The sequence below is a fragment of the Burkholderia sp. Bp8991 genome, assembly GCF_003853795.1.
GTDB lineage: Bacteria > Pseudomonadota > Gammaproteobacteria > Burkholderiales > Burkholderiaceae > Burkholderia.
Genome location: NZ_QTQJ01000005.1, coordinates 208,930 through 230,406, shown reverse-complemented (window position 1 = coordinate 230,406; position 21,477 = coordinate 208,930). Strand labels below are relative to the sequence as shown.

Below are 21,477 nucleotides of genomic sequence, written 5' to 3'. Positions count from 1 at the left end.
CGAGCCGGCATACACGTCCGGTTCGCAGGCCGGCCGCCCGATCCGGGCGAGCCGGCTTTTGTCGTTCGAAGCCGGGCATGCGGCGGCTCGCGCGCCGTGCTCGACACGCTTCGTTCAGGCACGCCCGAGCGTCACGGCCCATACGCCGAACGCGGCCGCGCTGACTGCCGCGCCGAGCCCGCAGACACCGATCCATCCCGCGTGCGCATACGTCATCGTCGACGCGATCGCGCCGAGTCCGCTACCGATCGAATAGAACAGCATGTAGCAGCCGACGAGGCGCGCATGCGCATCGGGCCGCGCGCCGAGGATCATGCTCTGGTTCACGACATGGACGGCCTGCCCGCCGACGTCGAGCAGCACGATGCCGACGACCAGCAGCGCGATCGACGTACCGGTGAACGCGAGCGGCAGCCACGAGCATGCGAGCAGTGCGAGCGCGGCGCCGGTCGTCGCTTCGCCGAGCCCGCGATCCGCGAGCCGGCCCGCGCGCGCGGCGGCCGCCGCACCCAGTGCGCCGACGAGCCCGAATGCGCCGATCTGCGTATGCGACATCGCGTGCGGCGGCGCGCTCAGCGGCAGCACGAGCGCGCTCCAGAAGATGCTGAACGCCGCGAACATCAGCAGCGCGATCGCCCCGCGCACACGCAGCACGCGCTCGTTGCGCAGCAGCGTGACCATCGAACCGAGCAGCGCTGCGTAGCCGATGCGCTCGCGCGGCGCGTCCGCATCGGGCAACAGCCGCGCCAGCGCGATCAGCATCACGATCGCAAGTGCGCCCGACACCAGGTAGACCGCACGCCAGCCGGCGATATCCGTGACGACACCCGCCAGCGAACGTGCGGCCAGCAGACCGATGACGACGCCGCCCTGTGCCGCGCCGACCACGCGGCCGCGCTCGCCGGCCCCCGCAAGCGCGGCCGAGCAGGCGATCAGCCCTTGCGTCATCGCGGTGCCGAGCAGCCCGACCGCGACCATGCCCGCCAGCAACGCGACGCGCGTCGACGCGGCGGCCACGCCGATGCAGGCCGCCGTCAGCAGCAGAAGCTGGACGGCGAGCAGGCGTTTGCGGTTCAGCAGGTCGCCGAGCGGCACGACGAACAGCAACGCGAGCGCGCAGCCGAGCTGCGTCGCCGTGATGACGCCGCCGACCGTCGCCTGCGATACGCGGAAATCGCGGGCGATCGAATCGAGCAGCGGCTGCGCGTAGTACACGTTTGCGACGCTTGCCGCGCAGCAGACGGCCAGCAGCGCGACGAGCGCCGTGGATACGCGCGCGCGATCGGCCGGGCGCGCGGCACGCGATGTCGCGCTGGACGCGACGGTTCCCGAACGACAAGACGATTCCATGGGCTGCCTCGCACTCGCTTAAGTAGTTGCAATTTGAAACCAGTGTGAGTGTAGGAAAAGTAGTTTTAAAATGCAACTTGTGGGGCGGCGGGCAACGGGTCCGCGCACCGACGTGCCGGGCGCGTGCGAAGGCGACCGGCGCGACAGCGGAGAACAACATGGCCAGGCAGAAAAGTCTTGCGGATTCGCCGTGCCCGGTGGCACGGGCGACCGATATCGTCGGCGATCGCTGGGCGTTGTTGATCGTGCGCGACGCGTTCGACGGCGTGCGCCGGTTCGGCGATTTCCGCGCGAGCCTCGGCGTCGCGAGCAACATCCTGTCGGACCGGCTCAGGATGCTGGTGGACGCGGGCGTATTCGACGTCGTGCCCGCGTCGGACGGCAGCGCGTATCAGGAGTACGCGTTGACGAAGAAGGGCGAGGGGCTGTTTCCGGTGATCGTGATGCTGCGGCAGTGGGGCGAGGCGAACCTGTTCGAGCGCGGCGAGCCGCATTCGGTCCTGGTCGAGCGCAAGACGGGGCGTGCGATCCGCAAGCTCGCGCTGCGGCACGACGATGGTCGGCCGTTGAAGGCGGCGGATACGGTCGTGCGGAAAGTGGGCGACGAGCGGGGGTGATACGGGCGTGATGATCCGGACGTGATGACCCCGGACGCCGTGCCCAGGACGCCGTGCGACGCAAGGACCGTGTCTTTACCGTTGCGCGGCGTCGCCGCATCGGTCGCGCGCCCGGTGGCGGCCGAGAGTCCCGTTCAAGCGGCTGCAGACCCCGCCCGGTGCGCACCGCTTTCATGCGCGCCACGATGTCGCGCGCGATGACAACGACTGTCGAAAACCATCCGGCCATGACGCATGGGCGCGATCGGCGCAGTCGCGTTCGCTATTGCAGGAAAACGGGTGGCGTCCGGCCGCTCAGTGCCGTTCGCCGCGCCAGCGCCCCGGCGCGACGCCGAAGCGTTTCGTGAACGCGTGCGTGAAGGTGCTCTGGTCGGCGAAGCCGACCATGCCGGCGATGTCGACGAGCGGATGGCGGCCGTCGGCGAGCAGCACGACGGCGGCGTCGAGCCGCAGCCGCTGCAGGTAGCGATGCGGGGTTTCGCCGAACGCGTCGACGAACAGTTGGTGAAACCGGCGCATCCCGTAGCCGCAGTGCGCGGCGAGATCGGCGATGCGCAGCGGCTCCGCGAGCCGCGCGCGCAGCCAGCGGTCGATGCGCGCGAAATCGAGGCCCGCCGCGGGCGCGGCGAGGCTGGCGTCGCCGAGCAGCGCGTCGCACAGGCGCGCGGCGGCCTGCCACTGGAAGCGATGCGCGTGCCGCGTGTCGCCGGCCGGGCCGTCGAGCTGCGCGGCCGCTGTCGCGACCTGCGCGACGAGCGACTTCAGCGCCGGGTCGATCGACACGGCACGCGCGCTGTCGAACAGCCGCTGCGGCACCGCGAGCGACGCGGCGGGCAGGTCGAGCACGAGCTGGCGATTGTCGCCGAGGCCCGCGTAATCGTGGCGCGAGCCGGCCGGAATCAGCCAGGCCGCGTGCCGGTCGATGCGCTGGCCGACGCCGTCCACCGCCATCACCATCGCGCCGTCGACGCCGAGCACGACCTGGTGAAAGTCGTGCACGTCGGACGCTTCGCACGTGTCGTAACGGCGCAGCGCGATGGCGGGAGACGGGATGCGTTCCATCGGAAGGACGTCGGCCGGCGGCGTCGTCAGACGGCGAGCAGTTCGACTTCGAACACGAGCGTCGCGTTCGGCGGGATCACGCCGCCTGCACCGCGCGGGCCATAGCCGAGTTGCGGCGGGATCGTCAGGCGACGCACGCCGCCGACCTTCATGCCCTGCACGCCTTCGTCCCAGCCCTTGATGACCATGCCGCCGCCGAGCACGAACGCGAACGGGTCGTTGCGGTCCTTGCTCGAGTCGAATTTCTGACCGTCGGTCAGCCAGCCCGTGTAATGGACGCTGACGGTCTGGCCGGCTTGCGCTTCCGCGCCGGTGCCTTCGGTCAGCTCTTCGATCTTGAGGCCCGATGCGGTCGTGGTGACAGACATGACTTCTCCTGAAAGGGGTTGGGTAAAACCGCTATTGTAGGCGAGCGCGCAGGGGGCCGCCGCAGGCGGCGAGGGCACGGCCGCGTGCCTGTCGCGCGCCGGTCGCGGCGGTGCTGACGCATCTCGCGTGATACGCGAATGGAACGCATGTTTGAATCGTTCGCGGACCGGCTCGAAGGGGTTGCGCCGCGCGAACGTCGCGCGCGTATGAATCGGCGCTATCCGGCCGCTCGGCGTCGCGTCGAAAAACCGTCGCGCGACGCCGCAAACGCCCGTCGCACGGGGCTTGCGCGCCGATTGCGATTCGCGCGCGCGTCGCCCGCCTGCCGGTTGCGCACGGATGCGCGCGTTCGAATCGCGACCCGCCCGAACGCCACCCGAACGCCGCTTTTGTCGCGTTGCCGAACGTGCCCTGTTTGGAAGCGCGCATCTACCGCGCGGCTTGCGCGCGGCGTTCGCCGGCGCCTATCTTTACAGCTATCGATGTCAAGATCCGGGCGTTGCGCGATGCGCTGCCCGGGCCCGCGCCGGTACGGTCGCAATGGCCGCAACCGCCGGCCGGGCCGCCCGGAAACAAGGAGAACGACGAACATGAAGTCAGCCGCTTCCGCCATCGCGGCCGAGGTGATGCCGGTGCGCCGCGACCTGCGCTTCGACCTGCCGGTCGAACGCGCGAAGGACTGGCACGCGCTCGGCCCGCACGTGACGCACTTCTTCAACGCGCTGTCGCTGCTGTTTCCCGCCGGCGAACGATTCTTCATGGATTCCGTGCGCCACTATCGCGACCGGATCGACGATCCGGTGCTGAAGCGGCAGGTGCTCGGCTTCATCGGGCAGGAGGCGATGCATACGCGCGAGCACGTCGAATACAACGAGCTGATGCAGGCGAACCGCCTGCCCGCGCGCAAGCTCGACAAGCGCATCTGGACCGTGCTCGGTTACATGAAGCGCAAGCTGCCGCATTCGGTGCAGCTCGCGCATACGGTCGCCGCCGAGCACTACACGGCCATGCTCGCCGACTGGCTGCTGCGCGATCCGACGCGCCTCGAAGGCTCGGTCGACGGCTACCGTCAGATGTGGGTGTGGCACGCGCTCGAGGAAACCGAACACAAGGCCGTGTCGTTCGACGTCTGGAACGTCGCGATGAAGCCGGGCCTGCGCCGTTATCTGATCCGCATCGGCGTCTATCTGCTGACGACGCTGACGTTCTGGCCGACTGTGTTCCTGCTGCACGCGACGCTGTTGTCGCGCGATCGCGACATCGAGCATCGCGTGCGCGGCATGCTGCGCATGCTCGCGTTCCTGTACGGGCCGCGTCGTGGGCTGTTTCCGCGGATCGCGGGCGAGTGGCTGAGCTTTTTCCGGCCCGGCTTCCACCCGTGGGACCGTGACAACCGCCATCACCTCGCGCGGGTCGACGCGCTCGTCGCCGCGTACGGCGAACACGACGGCGCGTCGGCCGGCCGTGGTCGCGCCAACGCGCTCGCGCCGCTCGCATCGGGACGCTGACCCGCTCGCCGCGCTGCGCGTGTTGCATTCCTGCATCATCCCCGTTTTATCCGACGATTGACCGGCATCAAGCGGAAACGGTTGCGGGTACCGGGCCGGTGCGGCCGACCGGGCGTGCCGGCCCGTGACGCCGGTCCGATCCCGTGTGCCCGGCCTCGCGTGCCGTCCCCGCGCGCCAGCACCGGCGCGGCGTCGGGTGTTCGCGATTGGTCCGGCCTCGCTTCGCGCCCGCCGCGCCACCGGGATAACACCCATCTAGCCGCGCGTCGGCGGCGTCGATATACCGTTCATGAAAGGGTTCGCCCGGCACGCGATTATTCCCCGGGGGGATTTTATTCGGACGAAAATGCGGCCAATATGTCGGTTCGATCGACGTCCGTCGGACGCGGCGGCGAGCCAGCGCACGATACCAACGCCAAGCGGGGAACAACGATGGTTGCAAGGTCACCCGACGCAAGCGGGACGGCGGCGTCCGAGACGCCGCTCGTATCCGTCACCGCTCCCGAGGCCGGACGCAAGCTGTTCGTGATCATGCGTTCGCCGGACGAGCCGTTGCTGGCGCAACTGCGCGGGCTCGGCTGGGATATCTCGGTCGCGAAGACGGCCGGCGCCGCGCAGAACATGACGTCCGGCGTGAACGTCGCCGCCGGGCTCATCGATTTCTCGGGCTTCACGTCGCGCGACTATCCCGCGCTGAAGGCGTGCCTGAGCCAGCCGGCGATCGGCTGGATTTCCATCGCGCAGGCCGGCATCACGATCGGCGCTGCCGTGCGCGAACTGATCCGCAGCTATTGTTTCGATTACGTGACGCTGCCGCTGCCGTACGAATGGATTTCGCACGTGCTCGGCCACGCGCGCGGGATGGCCGCGCTCGATCGCGTCGACGGCGCCGCATACGCGGCATCGATCGGCGAGCACGGGATGATCGGCAACTGCGAAGCGATGCAGCAGCTGTTCAGCACGATCCGCAAGGTCGCGAAAACCGACGCGAGCGTGTTCATCTCCGGGGAGTCGGGCACCGGCAAGGAGCTGACGGCGCTCGCGATCCACGAGCGCTCGGCACGCGGCAAGGGGCCGTTCGTCGCGATCAACTGCGGCGCGATCCCGCATCACCTGCTGCAGTCGGAACTGTTCGGCTACGAGCGCGGCGCGTTCACCGGCGCGAACCAGCGGCGCGCGGGCCGGATCGAGTCGGCGAACGGCGGCACGCTGTTTCTCGACGAAATCGGCGACATGCCGGTCGAAAGCCAGGCGAGCCTGCTGCGTTTCCTGCAGGAAGGGAAGATCGAGCGGCTCGGCGGCCAGGAATCGATTCCGGTCGACGTGCGGATCATCTCGGCGACGCACGTGGACCTCGACGGCGCGGTCGAAGCCGGCCGCTTCCGCGCGGACCTCTATCACCGGCTCTGCGTGCTGCGCATTCACGAGCCGCCGCTGCGCGCGCGGGGCAAGGACATCGACATCCTCGCGCATTACGTGCTGCAGAAATTCAAGGGCGACAGCGGCCGCAAGATCAGCGGCTTCACGTCGGCCGCGCTCGACGCGATGCGCCGCTACGAGTGGCCCGGCAACGTGCGCGAGCTGATCAACCGGGTGCGCCGCGCGATCGTGATGGCCGAGAGCCGGCTGCTGACGCCGCACGATCTCGGGCTCGAGGTTCCGGGTGAAACGGAGCCCGTGACCCTCGAGCAGGCGCGTTCGCTCGCCGAGCGCGTCGCGATCGAGAACGCGCTGCTGCGCAACGATCACCGGATCAACAAGGCCGCCGCCGAACTCGGCATCTCGCGCGTGACGCTGTACCGGATGATGATCGAGCACGGACTCAACGACCACGACAACACCGGCGACAACGGCGGGAAGGACGGCTCGCCGCCCGACGACGCCGACCACCAGCGAGTCGGCTGAAGGCGGCCCGGAAGCGTCCGCGGCCGGTCCGTGCGCGGGCGTCCGGCGGCATGTAAAGGGCGTGAAACGTTTCCTGCCGGCGGCTGTGCAAAAAGCCCCGGCAAACGCGGGCGGCGACGCGCGGCCCGCGCCGGGAAAATTTTCCGGCTCGTCCGCGCGCCTTGTCCGGCAAGGCGTTGCCGCCACGCGACCGAGGCCGCTCGCGCCCGGCATGTTTCAGTTTCGCAACGTCCGGCATGTCCTGCCCGTCCGGGCCGCACACTGGTCCGATGAAAGGCTTGTGCCGCCGGCCCCGAACGAAGCTGGCGCGCTCCTTGCACAGGTTGGGGTGCGAGAGTCGACGACGCGACGTCCGGCCGGTTCGGCAGCGAACCATTCGAGAACCGGCTAGGACGCAGTCCGCGGGGATGACGGCCGGACGGGCAACATGGCCCCGTTCCGGGCGGCATGGGCCGTCGTCGTCGGATCGTCGGAGCACCGGCGGTGTCCGGTTGCCGGCACAAGCAACGACTCGAATACGGGGTAGAAAAATGAACGATCTCAACACGCCGCGGCCGGCAGGCCGCGATCGCAGTGATTCGACCCATCGCCGGTCGACCGCGCACCTTGCTGCCGGCCGGCACGCGTCGACAGGCCACCTCTCCGCGCCCGGTGCGAGGCGGATCCGGCTGATACCCGGTCATCCGCGCCGGGCCGGTGCTTTCCCGCTCGCCAATCCGGTCCGCATGGGGATGTGCACGCGGGCGCCGATACCCCGGCGCCCGGTCTTCGCTTATTGACGACGTCGAGCGCCTGCGGTCGCCAGCGCAGGCGATCCGTTTGCCATGCGAATGATGTGCGGCATCCGGTTGCGCGATACGGACGATGAAACCGGTGCGACGGCAGACGTCAGGGAGGCGTCGCCGTCCGGCGAGCAGGGGAGGGGCGGTCGGGCCGCGCGCGACGGGCATCGCACCCGTGCGCGCGCGGCGCCGCTTCAGCCGCCGTAGATGTCGAAGTCGAAGTACTTCGACGCGAGCCGCTTGTAGGTGCCGTCCTTGACCATGTCGAGGATCGCGCGATCGATCTTCGCCTTCAGGTCGGCGTCTTCCTTGCGCAGCCCGATACCGGCGCCGATGCCGAGCACCTTCTCGTCGACGAGTTCGGGCCCGACGAACTGGTAGCCCGCGCCGCGCGGCGACTTCAGGAACCCGATCGCGGCCTGCACCTCGTCCTGCAGCGCGGCGTCGAGGCGGCCCGACGTCAGGTCCGCATACACGCCGTCCTGGTTCTGGTACGACACGACGTTCGCACCCTGCTTCGCCCAGTACGCCTTCGCATACGCTTCCTGCGTCGTGCCCTGTTCGACGCCGATCGACTTGCCCTTCAGCGATTCGGCCGTCGGCAGCAGCGGCGAGCCCTTCTTCGCGACGAGCCGCGTCGGCTGGTTGTAGATCTTCGTCGTGAAGCCGATCTGTTCCGCACGCTGCGGCGTGATCGACATCGACGACAGCACCGCGTCGAACTTCTTCGCCTTCAGCGCCGGGATCATCCCGTCGAAATCGTTCTCGAGCCACACGCACTTCGCTTTCAGCCGTGCGCAGATCTCGTTGCCGAGGTCGATGTCGAAGCCGACGAGCTTGCCGTCGGGCGCCTTCGATTCGAACGGCGCGTAGCTGGCGTCGGTGCCGAAGCGCAGCGTGGTCCAGTCCTTCGCGACGGCGGGGCCCGTCGATACCGCAAGCAGGGCGATCGAAACGGCGGCAATCAGTCTCTTCATGGTGGTTCCTTGGCGTGGTCTATCCGGTTCTGGGCGACACGGTTGCTGCGGGGACGCACCGCGTCCCGGTGCGCTGTCCGCACGGACATTAACGCAGAAAATAAAATCGCAGTCCAGAATGGACAAAAAATATCGATCCTTCGGGAGGAATGCCGGCACGTCGGGGGACGACCCTTGCAAAAATACGAAAATGGACTAATCTTGTTAGTAAATTCGTTTCGAGACTAACGATCATGTCACAGCCCGCCTTCGATCCGCATTCCGCCCCGCGGCAGGCTTCGGTCGCGCAGATGTCGGCGGCCGGCTTGCGCGCGTTCTTCAACATCGCGCGCGACTGGGAACTGACGATCGACGAACAGATCGTCCTGCTCGGCTCGCCCGGCCGCTCGACGTTCTTCAAGTGGAAGGCGTCGCCCGAATCGGCGCGCCTGCCGCGCGATACGCTCGAGCGGCTATCGCTGCTGCTCGGCATCTACAAGGCGCTGCAGATCCTGCTGCCGCAGCCGGCCGCGGCCGACACCTGGGTCAAGCGGCCGAACGACGCCGCGCCGTTCGGCGGCAAGCGCGCGCTCGACCGGATGCTCGCCGGCAACGTCGGCGACCTGGTCGCCGTCCGTCAATATCTCGACGCGATGCGGGGTGGCTGGGCGTGACGATGCCGATCGAAGCAGTACAGCACTGGCCCATGACCGTCGTCGACTGGGCACCTGCCTATCGCGTGATTCCCACTCGTTTTCCAGCCATCAACCTGTTCGACCGCGTCGCGTCCGCCGAGGATTTCGATGCGCTCTATGCGCTCGAATCGCTGACCAACGATCGCATCCGCAACGAAGTCGGCACGCTCGAACTCGTGCCGCCGGCGGAGCGTCGCTACGGCACGGGCTGGGGGCCGATTATGGCCGCGTTCACGCATCTGAATCCGCAGGGCAGCCGCTTCTCGGACGGCAGCTACGGCGTGTTCTACTGCGGGCGGTCGCGCGATACGGCGATCGCCGAAACGCGCTATCACAGCGGGCTGTTCCTGGCCGCGACGAAGGAGGCGCCGATGCGTCAGCAGATGCGGCTCTACACGGTGTATGCGCAGGGCGACGTCGCCGACGTGCGCACGTGGCCGCAGCGCAGCCCGGCGCTGCTCGATCCGCTCGATTACGGCGCGGGGCAGGCACTCGGCCGCGCGGTGCGCAACGCGGGCGGCGCGGGGATCGTCTATCCGTCGGTGCGCGACCCGCGCGGCGAGTGCCTCGCGGCGTTTCGCACGACGCTGCTGCGCGATTGTCATCACGCTGCGTATCTCGAATACAACTGGAACGGATCCGCGATCGACGCGGTGTTCGAGCTGAACCAGGTGGGTTAGCGCAGTGCTCGCGCACGCAAACGCGCGCGCGTGAGCGTGAGTCCGCCGAGGGTTGCCGGCCCGCGGCCTGCGCAGGCCCGTTATCGGCGTGAACGTGGGCCTAAGGCAGCGGCAGGTCGCCCGCATGACGCGCGCGCGCGTCGGCCTGCGTCAGCGACCACGTGTCGCCCGTGCGCGGCTCGACGATCGTCAGGCGTCCCGACGGTGCGAACGCGCCGGTGTCGATGAACCATTGCGCGCCGATACGCTGCGGCGCACGCACCGGCGTGTGGCCGGTGCAGGTCAGCGACAGGCCGGCCTGCCGGGCCGGGTCGACGAGCCCCTGGACCAGGTCGCGCCCCCAGATCAGCCGCTCGCGCACGTCGGGCGAATAGCTGCCCGCGTCGAGTTCGGCGTCCGGACCGAGGAATTCCGCATGCAGCACGTTGAAGCGCGCGGGGCCGTCGCCGATCACGCGTACGAGCGGCAGCGCGTCGACGCGCGCCGCGTGCGCGTGCAGCCGTTCCGGCGGGAGGTCGGCGCCCCAGTCGCCGCCGATCCCGCGCCACGCATCGTGCGACAGCTTGCCGCGCGCGACGAGGCTCAGCACTTCTTCGTGATTGCCGCGCACCACGTGGCACCACGGGCGGTCGAGCAGCTCGAGCGCGGTTTCGGACGCGGGGCCGCGGTCGACGAGATCGCCGACCGAGAACAGCCGGTCGCGAGCCGGATCGAAGCCGATGTCGTGCAGCAGCGCGCGCAGCACATCCACGCAGCCGTGCAGATCGCCGACGACGAAGTCGCGGCCGGCCGCGTTCGCGGGATGGTGGCAGAGGACGGGAGTCATCCCGATATCTTAGGCGCTCACGCCAGTCGCAACGTCATGCAGGAATGGCGATAATCGGGGCGGTACCCGCCGGCGCTGCCCGGCGGGCCGTTCGCACGCGGGCCGAACCCTTTCCATCCGCTTTCGGAATCACACGATGACGCTTTATCCGCAGGTATTACGCAACCGGCCGCGCATGGTCGCCGCCTTCGCCGCGGGCGTGCTGTGCGCGTTGCTGCTGCCGTTGCAGTTGAGACCGACCGCGCGTGCGCTGATCGGCTGGGATTGCACGGTCTGGCTGTATCTCGTGCTGATGTGGGGGCGCATGGTCACCGCACATCACCACCAGGTGCGCGAGATCGCGATCCGCGAGGACGAGAACGCGACGACCGTGCTGACGGTCATCTGCATCGCGACGGTCGCGAGCGTCGCCGCGATCGCGATCGAGCTCGCCACCGCGAAGAACGTCGGCTTTCGTGCCGGGCTCGGCCACTATGCGGTCACGGGCGCGACGCTGTTCGGCGCATGGTTCCTGATCCCGACGATCTTCACGCTGCACTATGCGCGGCTCTATTACGGCTCGCCGAGCAGCGATCGCGCGCTGCGGTTTCCCGACCGCAACCCCGAGCCCGACTACTGGGATTTCCTGTATTTCGCCTTTACGCTCGCGGTCGCGTCGCAGACGGCCGACGTGTCGCTCGCGAATCGCTCCGCGCGCCGCGCGGTGCTCGCGCAGTCGATCCTGTCGTTCTACTTCAACATGGCCGTGCTCGGGCTGTCGATCAACGTCGCGGCAGGGTTGCTGAGCTGACGCGGATGACTTGAGCCGTTCTTACCGATCGCCGCGCTCGAGCTCGGTGGTCGGCGGCCCGCGCGTGGCTCGCTATCGAGACAGCGAGCGATCGGCGGATGCGTGCCGCCGTCGCCACGCGCCATCGCGGCTTCGAGCGGAAAGCTCGTCCGGATGGTGGCCGCGCTGACGCTGCGGCTCGCCGCCTCACGCCGCCTCACGCCGACTTACGCCGTCACGCGTCGTCACGCGCCAACTTACGCCGTCACGCGCCGCGCCGCACCGCGATCCACGCGCCCCAGAACAGGCTCGAGAAAAAGCGCAGCGGCGCATCGAAGCCCGCATCGTGCAGCAACGCGAAGACGGTTTCCTCGGCAGCGGGCGGATCGGCGCCCTGCAGGATTTTCGCCAGCTGCGCACGCACGGCGTCGGGCGTCGCGCCCTTCATCCGCCAGCGCTGCTGCCAAGCGTCGAGCAGGCGAGGGTGCTCCGCATAGCGGCGATAGTTGGCCGCGATCACGAGCGGTGCACCGGGCTTCAGGCGGCGCGCGATCGCATCCAGCAGCGCGGCCTTCGCCGCATCGCCGGGGACGTGATGCAGCACGCCGATCAGCGTCGCGCCGTCGAACGCCGGCGCATCGGGCAGTGCGTCGACGCCGGCCTCGACGAATTGCGTGCGGGCGGCGAACCCCGCCGCTTCGACGTTGGCACGCGCGAGCGCGAGCATCGGCGCGGACGGATCGACGGCCGTGAACTGCCAGCCCGGTTCGAGCGCCGCGGGCACGCAGATTTCCTGCCCCGTGCCGCCTGCGCCCACGACGAGGAGCCGCGCATCGCGTACACCGATCGCCGACGCGAGCATGCACGCGGCGAGTTCGTGGCACGCGTCGTAGCCGGCGAGCGCGATGCGGGATTGTTCGGCGTATTCGTGCGCGCGTGCCGGATCGAACTTCGCGGCGCTGGCGGGGAGCGACATGGAGATTCCTCGAATTCGGGCGCGGGCGGGGTGCTCACGCGCATCGCACCGAGCGTAAGCGCGGGGCTGCGGCGCAACAAGGCGAGCAGCCATTCCGGTATGCGAACTACCCGATTCTGCGCGCATCGCGACGCAATCGATGCCGGGGTCGATTCGCATTTAAAAATGTGAGGATTCGATGCGTCGCGATCGTGAAAGCGGCGCATACTTTTCTTCCCCCCTGCCTGGCCGTCGCATGCCGGGCCCGATGCGCCGCGCGAATCGCGCGGCCATGCCGCTCGGCACGCACGAGGAGCGCATCATGTCAGATTGTCCGCACGATCCGTATGCGCAGCACTTCATACACTGCCTGCCGTCCGGCGCGCAGCCCTGCGGTGCGCTCGGCACGTCGCCGCGCACGCATTTCCGCGTGTGGGCGCCGGGCAGCACGCATGTTCAGCTCGAACTCGATACCGGCTCCGGCCCGACGCTCGTCCCGATGATGGCGGCCGGTCCACACTGGTTCGAAGTGTTCGTCGAATGCGGTGCGGGCGCGCGTTACCGTTACCGGCTCGACGATGTCGTGTCGATTCCCGATCCCGCGTCGCGTTCGCAACCTGACGGGCTCAACGGCCCGAGCGAGGTCGTCGATCCGCGCGCGTTCACATGGCGCAACACGTTCTGGCGCGGCCGCCCGTGGGAAGACATCGCGCTGTACGCGATTCGTCCGCACGCGGTGGGCGGCTTCGACGGCGTGCGCCGCCGGTTGCCGCAGCTCGCGCGCCTCGGCGTGACCGCGCTGGAGTTGCTCGCGTCGCCGCACGACAGCCTGCCGTTCGCGCCGCTCGCGTCCGAGGGCGGCCCCGACGCGCTGAAGGCATTGATCGACGCCGCGCACGGCTACGGTCTCGCGGTGCTGCTGGAACTCGATTACGCGCGCTTCGGCAGCGGCACCGACGCGCTGCGCCATTACGCCGTGCCGTTCTTCCATACGCGCGACGATCCGCTGCAGGCGGCGCCGCTTGCGCTCGACCATCCGGAAGTCTGCGACTTCTTCTGCGACAACGCGCTGTACTGGATCGACGAATACCGTTGCGACGGCCTGCGGCTGCGCGAGGCCGACCGGATCGGCACGTCGTGGCTGCGCGAGATCGCCGACCGCGTGCGCGCGGCCGTGCCGGCCGACCGGATGATCCACCTCGTGCTCGGCAGCGAGCGTCATCCGGTGCACCTGGCCGATACGCATTTCGATGCGCAGTGGAACGGTTGCGGAGAACGCGCATTGCACCGGCTGACGGGGCGCGACACGTCGGCGCACGAAGGGATTTCGCCCCACCAGTCGATCCACACGCTCGCGCGCGCGCTGACCGCGGCAGGCGCGGCGTTCCAGCCGGCCACGGCGGGCGACGGCCCGTGCGCCGAAGGGCTGTCGCTCACGTCGCTGGTGCTGTCCGACGGCGCGTGGCGCGACAGCGAACAGCGCGACAGCGAGCAGGCGGCGGGCCTCGCGGCGCTTGCGTTGTCGCTGCTCACGCCGCAGATCCCGCTGATCTTCGACGAAACCGCGCGCGATGTCGATCGTGCGCATTTCGTGCAGTCGGCGCTCGCGGTGCGCGCGAAGCTGATCGCGCCGCGGCTGTCCGATTGCCGGCCGCAGGACGCGCATGCGCTGAAGGCGAGCGGTGACGGCGATGCCGACGCGCTGCTCGCGTCATGGCGGCTCGCCGACGACGAGACGCTGACCATCGCGTTGAACCTGTCGCCCGACGCGGTGCCTTTCGATGCGCCGGGCGGGCAGGTCGTGTTCGAGACGCCGGCACGCGCACGCGACCGGGTCGACGAAGGGGAGTTGCCGCCGTATTCGCTCGTCGCGTGGCTGACGGGCGACGTCAACCAGTACGCGCTGACGCACGACGTGCGTCGGATCGACGACCGCGCATGGCGCGCGATGCGTCCTGTTCCGCACGCGTGATGCCCGGAGGGTCGGGCGCTGGCGCGCCCGGCCGCCCTTACCAGAAACCGCGAATGCCCGCGACGCCGTACGCGCCGTGGCGGCGCGCGTCGTCGAGATGCGCGCGCGTCATGCCGCCGAGCGCATAGACCGGCATCGCGGCCTGCGCGGCCAACGCAGCGAATTGCGTCCAGCCGAGCGTCGGCGCGCCGGGATGGCTGAGCGTCGGCAACACGGGCGACAACGTAACGAAATCCACGCCCGCACGCGCGGCCAGCACGAGATCGTCGGCCGCATGGCAGGCGGCCGACATGCGGCGAGCGGCCGGCAGCGGTCGTTGCGCGACGGCGCGCAGCGCGGCGCCGTCGAGATGCCAGCCCGCGCCGTCGAGCCGCATCACGCCGGCCGCGTCGATCGGCCCGTTGAGCATCAGTTGCGCGCCGGCCGCGTCGCAGCGCGCGAGCGCATCGGCGGCCAGCCGCGCGAACGCGGCCGCGTCGAACGACTTCACGCGCAGCTGCACGAGCGTCTCGCCGCGCGCGAGCACGGCCGACAGCGTGTCGAGGAATGCGTGGCAATCGGCGGTCGACGCGGACGCCGGCTCCGGCGTGATCACGCAGCAGCGCGGCAGCGTCGGCGTCATCGCGCGCGGCCCGCGGCGGCCGTCATTCGTCGGCCTCCTTCGCGATCTTCGGATAGACGCGCACCAGCACGATGCGCGGACCGTTCATCTTCTTCACGACGACGTCGAAGCGATCGAACGACACGCGCTGCCCTTCGGTCGGCAGATCGCTGAGCGCCTGGATCACCAGGCCGCCGACCGATTCCGCACGCCCTTCGTCGATGTCGATGCCGAGCGCCTGCTCGAGCGACACGACGGGCAGGCTGCCCTTGCCCATCAGCGTGCCGTCGTCGAGGCGGCTCCAGTCCGCGTCGCCCTGGCGGAACTCGTCGTGGATCTGGCCGACCAGCGCACCGAGCAGGTTGTCGAGCGTCAGGAAGCCGATCGGCTTCTCGCCCTTGTTGCCGACCAGCGCGAAGTGCGGCGCGCCCTTGCGGAAGCGGCGGAACAGTTCCAGCGCCGGCGTGTCGGGCTTCACGTACTGCACCGGGCGCACGTAGTCGGACAGGTCTTCGAGCGCCGCCCCGGCGTGACGCGCGAGCAGCAGGTCCTTCAGGTGGATCAGCCCGCTCACCTGCTCGCGCGACGCATCCTCGAACAGCGGATAGCGGCTGAAGCGGTGTCGCGCGACGATTTCCATGTTGTCGGGCAGCGGCAGGTCGCGGCGCAGGCCGATCATTTCATGCGCCGGCCGCATCAGGTCCGACACCGTCATCGACGAGAAATCGAGCGAGTGCGCGAGCGTGTTCCACTCGTCGTTGGTGTACGTGCCGCGCGCCGGCTGGGCCGCGTTGCCCGCGCTGCGGCGGCTGCGCAGGATCAGCTTCAGCTCGTCGGTCGAGTAGTGCGCATCGCCGCCGTGGTCGGCCGACAGGCCCGCGAGCTTCAGCACCGCGTTCGCGCTGGTGTTGAGCACCCAGATCGCCGGATACATCGCCCAGTAGAACGCGTAGAGCGGCAGCGCGACCCACAGGCCGACCTTCTCCGACTGGCGGATCGCCATCGATTTCGGTGCGAGCTCGCCGACCACGATGTGCAGGAACGAGATCAGCGAGAACGCGAACACGAGCGAAATCAGGTGCACGATGCGCTCGGACTGCACGCCGATCAGGTCGAGCAGCGGCCCGATCAGTTCCGCGAACGCCGGCTCGCCGACCCAGCCGAGGCCGAGCGACGCGAGCGTGATGCCGAGCTGGCAGGCGGACAGATACGCGTCGAGCCGGCCGTGCACGATCGCGAGGATGCGCCCGCGCAGGCCGTGCTTGCGGGCAAGTGTCTTGACGCGCGTCGCGCGCAGTTTGACGAGGCCGAATTCGGCTGCGACGAAAAACCCGTTGAGGGCCACCAGGAACAACGCGCCGATGAGCGCGAAGATCTGTAACAAAGAATCGCTCCAGTCATGACAGGCCCAACAGTATAGGGCCGGAAAGGGAAATGTAATGTGTCGGGCGGCCGATGGCTTACACCGGCGCCTCGCAGGGGACGGTGAGCGACAGGGTGACGGCGGCGCCGTCGGCGAACGGGGCGTGGGTGAAGGAGCCGCCGTGCGCGAGCGCGACACGCTGGCACAGCGCGAGCGCCGCTGCGACGCGCTTCGCGTCGCGCGGGTGCAGCATCTCGCGGCGCGCGAACGGTTCGAATGCATGCGGCAGCGCCGGATCGGCGAGGGCGGCGGCGTTCACGTCGCAGGCGACGTGCGCGACGTACTGCGCGCCGTCACGCGCGCACGTGAACGTCACGCGGCTGCCGGCGGCGCTGGCTTCGACGGCCGTCGTCAGCATCGTCCAGAGCGCCTGCGCGATGCGCTCGCGGTCGGCGGTCAGCGACGGCTCGCCGTCGGGCAGCGTCGCGTCGACGCTCACCTGTCGTGCGTCGGCGAGTGCGCAGCGCACCAGTGCGAGCGTGTCGTCGAGCAGCGGGCGCAGCGCGAACGGCTGTGCGGCGATCGCCAGGGTGCGCGTGGCCGCGCGCGGTGCGTCGAGCACGTCGTCGATCAGCGCGACCTGCTGGTCGATCCCCGCGCGGATGCCCGCGAGCGCGCGTTGCAGGTTCGGGTCGGCGCTGGCGAGCTGGCGCTCGAGCACGTACGCCCAGCTGTGCATCGCGTTCAGCGGGCTGCGCAGGTCGTGCGAAGCGATGGACAGCGCCTGGTCGCGCTGGAACAGCGCGGCCTCGGCGGCATAGTGCGCTGCGCGTTCGCGCAGCAGGTCGGCGGCGGGATCGACGGGAGTGGACGTCACGGGGCTGGCCTGTCGGAAGCGGTTGGCATGAAAAGCACGCGAACCGCCATTATAGGGATCGTGCGTGTCACGCCGGCAGCGCGTCCTCGTCCTTTTTCCGTGCGTCGCCGTTCGGCAGCAACTGGCAGGCGAGCAGGCCGGCGAGCATCAGCGCGCAGCCGACCAGCGCGCGCAGCGTCAGCGTCTCGCCGAGCGCGGCCCAGCCGGCGATGGCCGCGAACACTCCCTCCATGCTGAAGATCACGGCCGCGTGCGCCGGCGCCGCATCGCGCTGCGCGACGACCTGCAGCGTATAGCCGACGCCGACCGACAGCAGCCCGCCGTACAGCAGCGTCGGCAGCGCGCGCTTCAGCATCGCGAGGTTGACCGGCTCGATCGCGAGGCCGGCCGCGAGGCACAGCACGCCGCACGCGACGAATTGCAGGAACGCGAGCACGAGCGGATCGTGCCGCTTCGCGAAATGGCCGACGGTCATCACGTGCGCGGCGATGACCACGGCGCCCGCGAGCTGGAACCAGTCGCCGTAGAGCACCGAGAAATGCTCGTCGATGCTGAGGAAGTACAGGCCGAGCGCCGCGAGCAGCGCGCCGAACCACGTGCCGGCGCCGATCCGGTGGCGGACGAACACGCCCATCAGCGGCACGATCACGACGTACAGCGAGCTGATGAAGCCCGCGTTCGCGACCCGCGTGTACTGCAGGCCGACCTGCTGCAGCGAGATCGATACGGCGAGCAGCACGCCGAGCGCGAGGCCCGGCGAGAGCAGGGCCGGCTCGCGGCGAATCGCCGCGAACTGCGCGCGCGAGCCCGCGTTGACCATCAGCAGCGGGAGCAGCACCAGCGCGCCGAGCAGGAAGCGCAGCCCCGTGAACAGGAACGGCCCGATCACGTCGAGGCTCAGTCGTTGCGCGACGAACGCCGAGCCCCAGATCGCGGCGGCGGCGAGCATCAGCAGGTTGGCACGGAGGTGCTTGCGGGCGTCGGGTTTCATCGGAATTCGTCAGGGGATTGCGGGCAGCGGAACCGCGTAGTTTACGCTGAGATTGCAAGGCTGTCGGAAAACCTGCGAAGTGCGGCCGCCGCGCGGGCGTCGCGCACGCGTGAATACAGCACGACCTGCGAATGCGGCAGCGGCGGCAGGCCGAATTTCGTGCCAACGTCGACCAGCGTGCGCGGCGCGACCCGCCGGGCCAGCGGGCAGACCGCGAGCCCGGCCGCGGCGGCGGCCGTGACCGCCGCGACACCGCCGCCCGTAAAGCGCTCGCGCCACGGCCGCCCCGCATGCTCGAGCGCACGCAGCGCGGCGGCCCGCACGCCGCACGGCCCGGCCAGCACCGCGAGCGGCAGCGGCTCGCCCGCGCGCGGCGCCCAGTCGGGCGCGGCGAGCCATGCGAGCGGTTCGGTGAACAGCAGCGTGCCGTCGTCGCGCGGCGGATCCTCGCCCGGTTCGTGCCGCACGATCGCCGCGTCGAGCCGGCGTTCGTCGTATTGCGCGAGCAGGCTCGCCGACATGCCCAGATGCATCTCCAGCGACAGCCCGGGATCCTGCCGGTGCAGGCTCGTCAGCACGGCCGGCAGGTCGGGCACCGCGACGTGCTCGCTGACACCGAGCGACAGGCGGTGCGTGCCGGCCGAAATCGCGCCGAGCGCCTGGTCGTGCGCGTCGAGCAGCGCGCGGGCGGCCGGCAGGAAGTTCTCGCCGTCCGCCGCCAGCTTGACGACGCGCGGCGTGCGTGCGAGCAGCGGCTTGCCGAGGTGTGCTTCGAGCCGCTTCAGCTTCAGGCTGACGGCCGATTGCGTGGTGCCGAGCGCGTCGGCGGCGCGCGTGAAACTCGCGAGATCGGCGACCAGCACGAATGCGCGCACTGCATCGAGGTCGAGGACTTTCATTGCAAATGTAAATGAATGAAATATCGGATGATGACTGTTCATTATAGTTCTGCGCGCCTAACCTGACGTTGCGTTTCCGATTCTCAACGTCACCGAAAGGAGCAGGACCATGCCATTCACCCGTATCGCAGTGCGCGAAGGCAAACCGGCCGCCTACCGTGCGGCGCTCGTCGACGGCGTGCACCGTGCGCTGATGCACACGTTCAACGTGCCCGAAGACGACATCTTCATGGTCGTGACCGAGCATTCGGCCGAGAACTTCTTCTTCGGCCGCCACTACCTCGACATCGAACGCAGCGACGATCTGGTGATGGTCCAGATCACGGCGAACAACACGCGTACGCTCGAGCAGAAACAGGCGCTGTACCGGACCATCGCCGAGAATCTCGCGCGGCAGCCCGGCGTGCGGCCGCAGGACGTCTTCATCAGTCTCGTCGAAGTGCTGAAGGAGGACTGGTCGTTCGGCAACGGCATCGCGCAATACGCCGTCTGATACGTCGTTTGATGCGTGACACGGGCGACAGGGCCAGATCGTCGCCAGCGCATGTTGGCCGCGTGTACTATGGAAGCTGCTTCACGGACGACGCCGGCACGGAGGACGTGCCGGCGATTCTTCATGTGCAGGAGCCTCCATGTCGCGTGTGCTGGAAATCGTGTTGTGCCTGTCGCTGGAAGGTTGGCCGGTCAGGGCGGGAAGCCGGGCCCGTGGTGAGCAGCGCGACTTCGGCGCCGAACTCGTCCGTGCGTGGCGGATCTGTCCGCAGGTGCGGATGCGGCGCGGCCAGGAACGCGTGACGATCGAGCCATGCCAGGTCGAGGAAGCCGAGCCGAGCCCCGGCGAGTGCTGGTGGACGTGGATCGAGTCGAACGCGCACGGGCGGCGGGTCGTCGCGTCGCGCACGAAGGCATTCGCGCCCGGCGTCGTGGAGCGCGAACTGTTCGATGCCGAACACGCGGGCATCGCGGTGGCCACGCCCGCATCGGCGCCGATCGCCGATGCGGATGCGGATGCCCCGCAGGCGACCGGCGAGGGCGACCGCGTGACGCCCGACGCCGTTGCCGAAGCGGCGAGCGCCGCATCGTCCGGGCCGGCGCCGTTGCGGCTCGTCAGCGAGCGGCGGCGCGGGCGCTGGGCGGACGACAGCGGCGTGGTGGTCGAGATGACGCTCGACGACATCATTCTGCACCGTGGCACCGAACCACCGCGCCGCCATGTCGAGCTGCGCCTCGCGGCGCCCGACTGGGATACCGTCGCCGCGCGCACGGCCGCGCTGCGCGCGCTGTTCGCCGCCGCGCGCGAGCTCAGCGGCGCATGGCCCGCGTTCGTGCAGCTCACCAGCGTGATCGATCGCGCGTGCGCGGGCGAGCCCGCCGTCGCCGGGCCGGTCAAGGCGCAACTCGTCGACCTGACCGGCATCCGCACGCAGCGGGCCGCGCTGTTCGCGCTGTCCGGCGACATTGCCACGCAATGGCTCGGCAACGAGGGCGGTGTGCTCGATCGCGACGATCCCGAGTTCGTGCACCAGATGCGCGTCGCGCTGCGCCGGCTGCGCACGCTGATGCGCTTCTTTCCACGCTTCGCGGACGAGCAATGGAAGAACACGTTCGGCGCCGACTTGCGCTGGGTCGCGTCGCTGCTCGGCACGGTGCGCGACTGGGACGTGTTCTCGACCGAAAGCCTGCCCGCGCTGATCGCGGCCGACGGCGGCAGCGCCGACTGGGACGGCACGCTCGACGCCGCGCGCGTCCAGGCGACGGCGGCGCGCGTCGAATTGCGCCAGGCGTTGCATTCGGCGCGCTATGCGCGCCTGACGCTCGGCTGGCTCGAATGGCTGAGCGCGCTCGCGCTGCCGCCGGCCGCCGGCGACGACGACACGCCGTCGCTGCGGCGCCACGCGACCAAGCGCGTGCGGCGGCTGTTCGGTCACCTGTATGCATCGCCGTCGCTCACGTCGCTCGACACGGCCGCGCGGCACCAGGTGCGGATCGACGCGAAGCGGCTGCGCTACGCGCTCGAGTTCTTCGCGTCGCTGGCCTCGCGCCGCACGCGCAACGAAACGGTCAAGACGCTCGCGCGCGTGCAGAGCGTGCTCGGCGAGGCGAACGACACGATCGTCGCGCTGCATCATCTCGAGCAACTGGCGGCGCCCGCGTACCAGCTCGGTTTCGTGCGCGGCTACGGTGCGGCGCTCGAGCAACGCGCCGCGCGCGACGCCGAGGCGCTGCTCGCGAGCCTGCGCCCGCCGAAGCTCGACGGCAAGCCGCGTTGAGCGGCGCGCGCTCACTATAATGGCCACCCG

General features: G+C 69.5%; 20 protein-coding genes. 9 read left to right on the top strand and 11 right to left on the bottom strand.

What is annotated here, in order from left to right:
• Positions 1-114: 114 nt before the first annotated feature.
• A complete protein-coding gene (locus tag DIE02_RS08290; RefSeq protein ID WP_124486455.1) occupies positions 115-1,350 on the bottom strand; it encodes an MFS transporter in 1,236 nt (411 codons plus the stop codon).
• 158 nt (positions 1,351-1,508) lie between these two features.
• On the opposite strand from DIE02_RS08290, the gene DIE02_RS08285 reads away from it, so the two are divergent.
• The gene (locus DIE02_RS08285) at positions 1,509-1,967 is read left to right on the top strand and encodes a helix-turn-helix domain-containing protein (RefSeq protein WP_124486454.1); all 459 of its coding nucleotides are present in this window, start codon (positions 1,509-1,511) and stop codon (positions 1,965-1,967) included.
• A gap of 294 nt (positions 1,968-2,261) precedes the next feature.
• Here the strand turns inward: DIE02_RS08285 and DIE02_RS08280 are convergent, their stop codons facing one another.
• Both DIE02_RS08280 and DIE02_RS08275 read right to left on the bottom strand, forming a co-directional pair.
• Positions 2,262-3,029 carry an AraC family transcriptional regulator gene (locus DIE02_RS08280; protein WP_044846592.1) on the bottom strand — a complete coding sequence of 256 codons (768 nt, stop codon included), beginning with the start codon at positions 3,027-3,029 and terminating at the stop codon, positions 2,262-2,264.
• Positions 3,030-3,055: 26 nt separating this feature from the next.
• Positions 3,056-3,397: an FKBP-type peptidyl-prolyl cis-trans isomerase gene (locus tag DIE02_RS08275; protein ID WP_044846591.1), complete on the bottom strand. Its 342-nt coding sequence runs from the start codon at positions 3,395-3,397 to the stop codon at positions 3,056-3,058.
• A gap of 591 nt (positions 3,398-3,988) precedes the next feature.
• Here DIE02_RS08275 and DIE02_RS08270 point away from each other — a divergent pair.
• Positions 3,989-4,906, top strand: a complete 918-nt coding sequence (locus DIE02_RS08270) for a metal-dependent hydrolase (protein WP_124486453.1) — start codon at positions 3,989-3,991, stop codon at positions 4,904-4,906.
• A 432-nt stretch (positions 4,907-5,338) separates the two neighbouring features.
• On the top strand, positions 5,339-6,811 hold the full coding sequence (locus DIE02_RS36420; RefSeq protein WP_124486452.1) for a sigma-54 dependent transcriptional regulator: 1,473 nt from the start codon (positions 5,339-5,341) through the stop codon (positions 6,809-6,811).
• 976 nt (positions 6,812-7,787) lie between these two features.
• Here DIE02_RS36420 and DIE02_RS08250 read toward each other — a convergent pair.
• The gene (locus DIE02_RS08250) at positions 7,788-8,570 is read right to left on the bottom strand and encodes an ABC transporter substrate-binding protein (protein ID WP_124486451.1); all 783 of its coding nucleotides are present in this window, start codon (positions 8,568-8,570) and stop codon (positions 7,788-7,790) included.
• Between the two features lie 233 nt (positions 8,571-8,803).
• Here DIE02_RS08250 and DIE02_RS08245 point away from each other — a divergent pair, with 233 nt between their 5' ends.
• Together DIE02_RS08245 and DIE02_RS08240 are read left to right on the top strand one after the other, a co-directional pair.
• A complete protein-coding gene (locus tag DIE02_RS08245; protein ID WP_044846587.1) occupies positions 8,804-9,223 on the top strand; it encodes an MbcA/ParS/Xre antitoxin family protein in 420 nt (139 codons plus the stop codon).
• Positions 9,224-9,225: 2 nt separating this feature from the next.
• Entirely contained in the window at positions 9,226-9,924 is a 699-nt protein-coding gene (locus DIE02_RS08240; protein WP_124486450.1) for an RES family NAD+ phosphorylase, read from the top strand.
• Positions 9,925-10,024: 100 nt separating this feature from the next.
• On the opposite strand, the gene DIE02_RS08235 is transcribed toward DIE02_RS08240, so the two are convergent.
• Positions 10,025-10,750, bottom strand: a complete 726-nt coding sequence (locus DIE02_RS08235) for a metallophosphoesterase (protein WP_044846585.1) — start codon at positions 10,748-10,750, stop codon at positions 10,025-10,027.
• Positions 10,751-10,886: 136 nt separating this feature from the next.
• On the opposite strand from DIE02_RS08235, the gene DIE02_RS08230 reads away from it, so the two are divergent.
• Positions 10,887-11,540 carry a DUF1345 domain-containing protein gene (locus DIE02_RS08230; RefSeq protein WP_124486449.1) on the top strand — a complete coding sequence of 218 codons (654 nt, stop codon included), beginning with the start codon at positions 10,887-10,889 and terminating at the stop codon, positions 11,538-11,540.
• A 244-nt stretch (positions 11,541-11,784) separates the two neighbouring features.
• Here the strand turns inward: DIE02_RS08230 and DIE02_RS08220 are convergent, their stop codons facing one another.
• Positions 11,785-12,495 (bottom strand): class I SAM-dependent methyltransferase, encoded by a 711-nt coding sequence (locus DIE02_RS08220; protein WP_124486448.1) that lies wholly within the window; start codon positions 12,493-12,495, stop codon positions 11,785-11,787.
• Between the two features lie 301 nt (positions 12,496-12,796).
• Between DIE02_RS08220 and DIE02_RS08215 the strand changes: the two genes are divergently transcribed.
• Positions 12,797-14,446: a DUF3459 domain-containing protein gene (locus tag DIE02_RS08215; protein WP_124486447.1), complete on the top strand. Its 1,650-nt coding sequence runs from the start codon at positions 12,797-12,799 to the stop codon at positions 14,444-14,446.
• A 37-nt stretch (positions 14,447-14,483) separates the two neighbouring features.
• On the opposite strand, the gene DIE02_RS08210 is transcribed toward DIE02_RS08215, so the two are convergent.
• The 5 genes from DIE02_RS08210 to DIE02_RS08190 form a co-directional block, all read right to left on the bottom strand.
• Positions 14,484-15,068, bottom strand: a complete 585-nt coding sequence (locus tag DIE02_RS08210) for a thiamine phosphate synthase (protein ID WP_124486446.1) — start codon at positions 15,066-15,068, stop codon at positions 14,484-14,486.
• 22 nt (positions 15,069-15,090) lie between these two features.
• Positions 15,091-16,431, bottom strand: coding sequence for a hemolysin family protein (locus tag DIE02_RS08205; RefSeq protein ID WP_124486445.1), 1,341 nt, complete (start codon positions 16,429-16,431; stop codon positions 15,091-15,093).
• 76 nt (positions 16,432-16,507) lie between these two features.
• The gene (locus DIE02_RS08200) at positions 16,508-17,287 is read right to left on the bottom strand and encodes a sensor histidine kinase KdpD (RefSeq protein WP_124486444.1); all 780 of its coding nucleotides are present in this window, start codon (positions 17,285-17,287) and stop codon (positions 16,508-16,510) included.
• A gap of 67 nt (positions 17,288-17,354) precedes the next feature.
• Complete coding sequence (locus tag DIE02_RS08195) at positions 17,355-18,278, bottom strand: DMT family transporter (RefSeq protein WP_124486443.1); 924 nt, start codon at positions 18,276-18,278, stop codon at positions 17,355-17,357.
• A 41-nt stretch (positions 18,279-18,319) separates the two neighbouring features.
• The gene (locus DIE02_RS08190) at positions 18,320-19,177 is read right to left on the bottom strand and encodes a LysR family transcriptional regulator (RefSeq protein WP_124486442.1); all 858 of its coding nucleotides are present in this window, start codon (positions 19,175-19,177) and stop codon (positions 18,320-18,322) included.
• Positions 19,178-19,286: 109 nt separating this feature from the next.
• Between DIE02_RS08190 and DIE02_RS08185 the strand changes: the two genes are divergently transcribed.
• Positions 19,287-19,670, top strand: coding sequence for a tautomerase family protein (locus tag DIE02_RS08185; protein WP_124486441.1), 384 nt, complete (start codon positions 19,287-19,289; stop codon positions 19,668-19,670).
• A gap of 139 nt (positions 19,671-19,809) precedes the next feature.
• Positions 19,810-21,447: a CHAD domain-containing protein gene (locus tag DIE02_RS08180; RefSeq protein WP_124486440.1), complete on the top strand. Its 1,638-nt coding sequence runs from the start codon at positions 19,810-19,812 to the stop codon at positions 21,445-21,447.
• The last annotated feature ends 30 nt before the right edge of the window (positions 21,448-21,477 follow it).

Bases quoted from the DNA above. Each gene is read 5' to 3' on its own strand.
- DIE02_RS08290 (WP_124486455.1), bottom strand. From the start codon at position 1,350: ATGGAATCGTCTTGTCGTTCGGGAACCGTCGCGTCCAGCGCGACATCG.
- DIE02_RS08285 (WP_124486454.1), top strand. From the start codon at position 1,509: ATGGCCAGGCAGAAAAGTCTTGCGGATTCGCCGTGCCCGGTGGCACGG.
- DIE02_RS08280 (WP_044846592.1), bottom strand. From the start codon at position 3,029: ATGGAACGCATCCCGTCTCCCGCCATCGCGCTGCGCCGTTACGACACG.
- DIE02_RS08275 (WP_044846591.1), bottom strand. From the start codon at position 3,397: ATGTCTGTCACCACGACCGCATCGGGCCTCAAGATCGAAGAGCTGACC.
- DIE02_RS08270 (WP_124486453.1), top strand. From the start codon at position 3,989: ATGAAGTCAGCCGCTTCCGCCATCGCGGCCGAGGTGATGCCGGTGCGC.
- DIE02_RS36420 (WP_124486452.1), top strand. From the start codon at position 5,339: ATGGTTGCAAGGTCACCCGACGCAAGCGGGACGGCGGCGTCCGAGACG.
- DIE02_RS08250 (WP_124486451.1), bottom strand. From the start codon at position 8,570: ATGAAGAGACTGATTGCCGCCGTTTCGATCGCCCTGCTTGCGGTATCG.
- DIE02_RS08245 (WP_044846587.1), top strand. From the start codon at position 8,804: ATGTCACAGCCCGCCTTCGATCCGCATTCCGCCCCGCGGCAGGCTTCG.
- DIE02_RS08240 (WP_124486450.1), top strand. From the start codon at position 9,226: ATGCCGATCGAAGCAGTACAGCACTGGCCCATGACCGTCGTCGACTGG.
- DIE02_RS08235 (WP_044846585.1), bottom strand. From the start codon at position 10,750: ATGACTCCCGTCCTCTGCCACCATCCCGCGAACGCGGCCGGCCGCGAC.
- DIE02_RS08230 (WP_124486449.1), top strand. From the start codon at position 10,887: ATGACGCTTTATCCGCAGGTATTACGCAACCGGCCGCGCATGGTCGCC.
- DIE02_RS08220 (WP_124486448.1), bottom strand. From the start codon at position 12,495: ATGTCGCTCCCCGCCAGCGCCGCGAAGTTCGATCCGGCACGCGCGCAC.
- DIE02_RS08215 (WP_124486447.1), top strand. From the start codon at position 12,797: ATGTCAGATTGTCCGCACGATCCGTATGCGCAGCACTTCATACACTGC.
- DIE02_RS08210 (WP_124486446.1), bottom strand. From the start codon at position 15,068: ATGACGCCGACGCTGCCGCGCTGCTGCGTGATCACGCCGGAGCCGGCG.
- DIE02_RS08195 (WP_124486443.1), bottom strand. From the start codon at position 18,278: ATGAAACCCGACGCCCGCAAGCACCTCCGTGCCAACCTGCTGATGCTC.
- DIE02_RS08190 (WP_124486442.1), bottom strand. From the start codon at position 19,177: ATGAAAGTCCTCGACCTCGATGCAGTGCGCGCATTCGTGCTGGTCGCC.
- DIE02_RS08185 (WP_124486441.1), top strand. From the start codon at position 19,287: ATGCCATTCACCCGTATCGCAGTGCGCGAAGGCAAACCGGCCGCCTAC.
- DIE02_RS08180 (WP_124486440.1), top strand. From the start codon at position 19,810: ATGTCGCGTGTGCTGGAAATCGTGTTGTGCCTGTCGCTGGAAGGTTGG.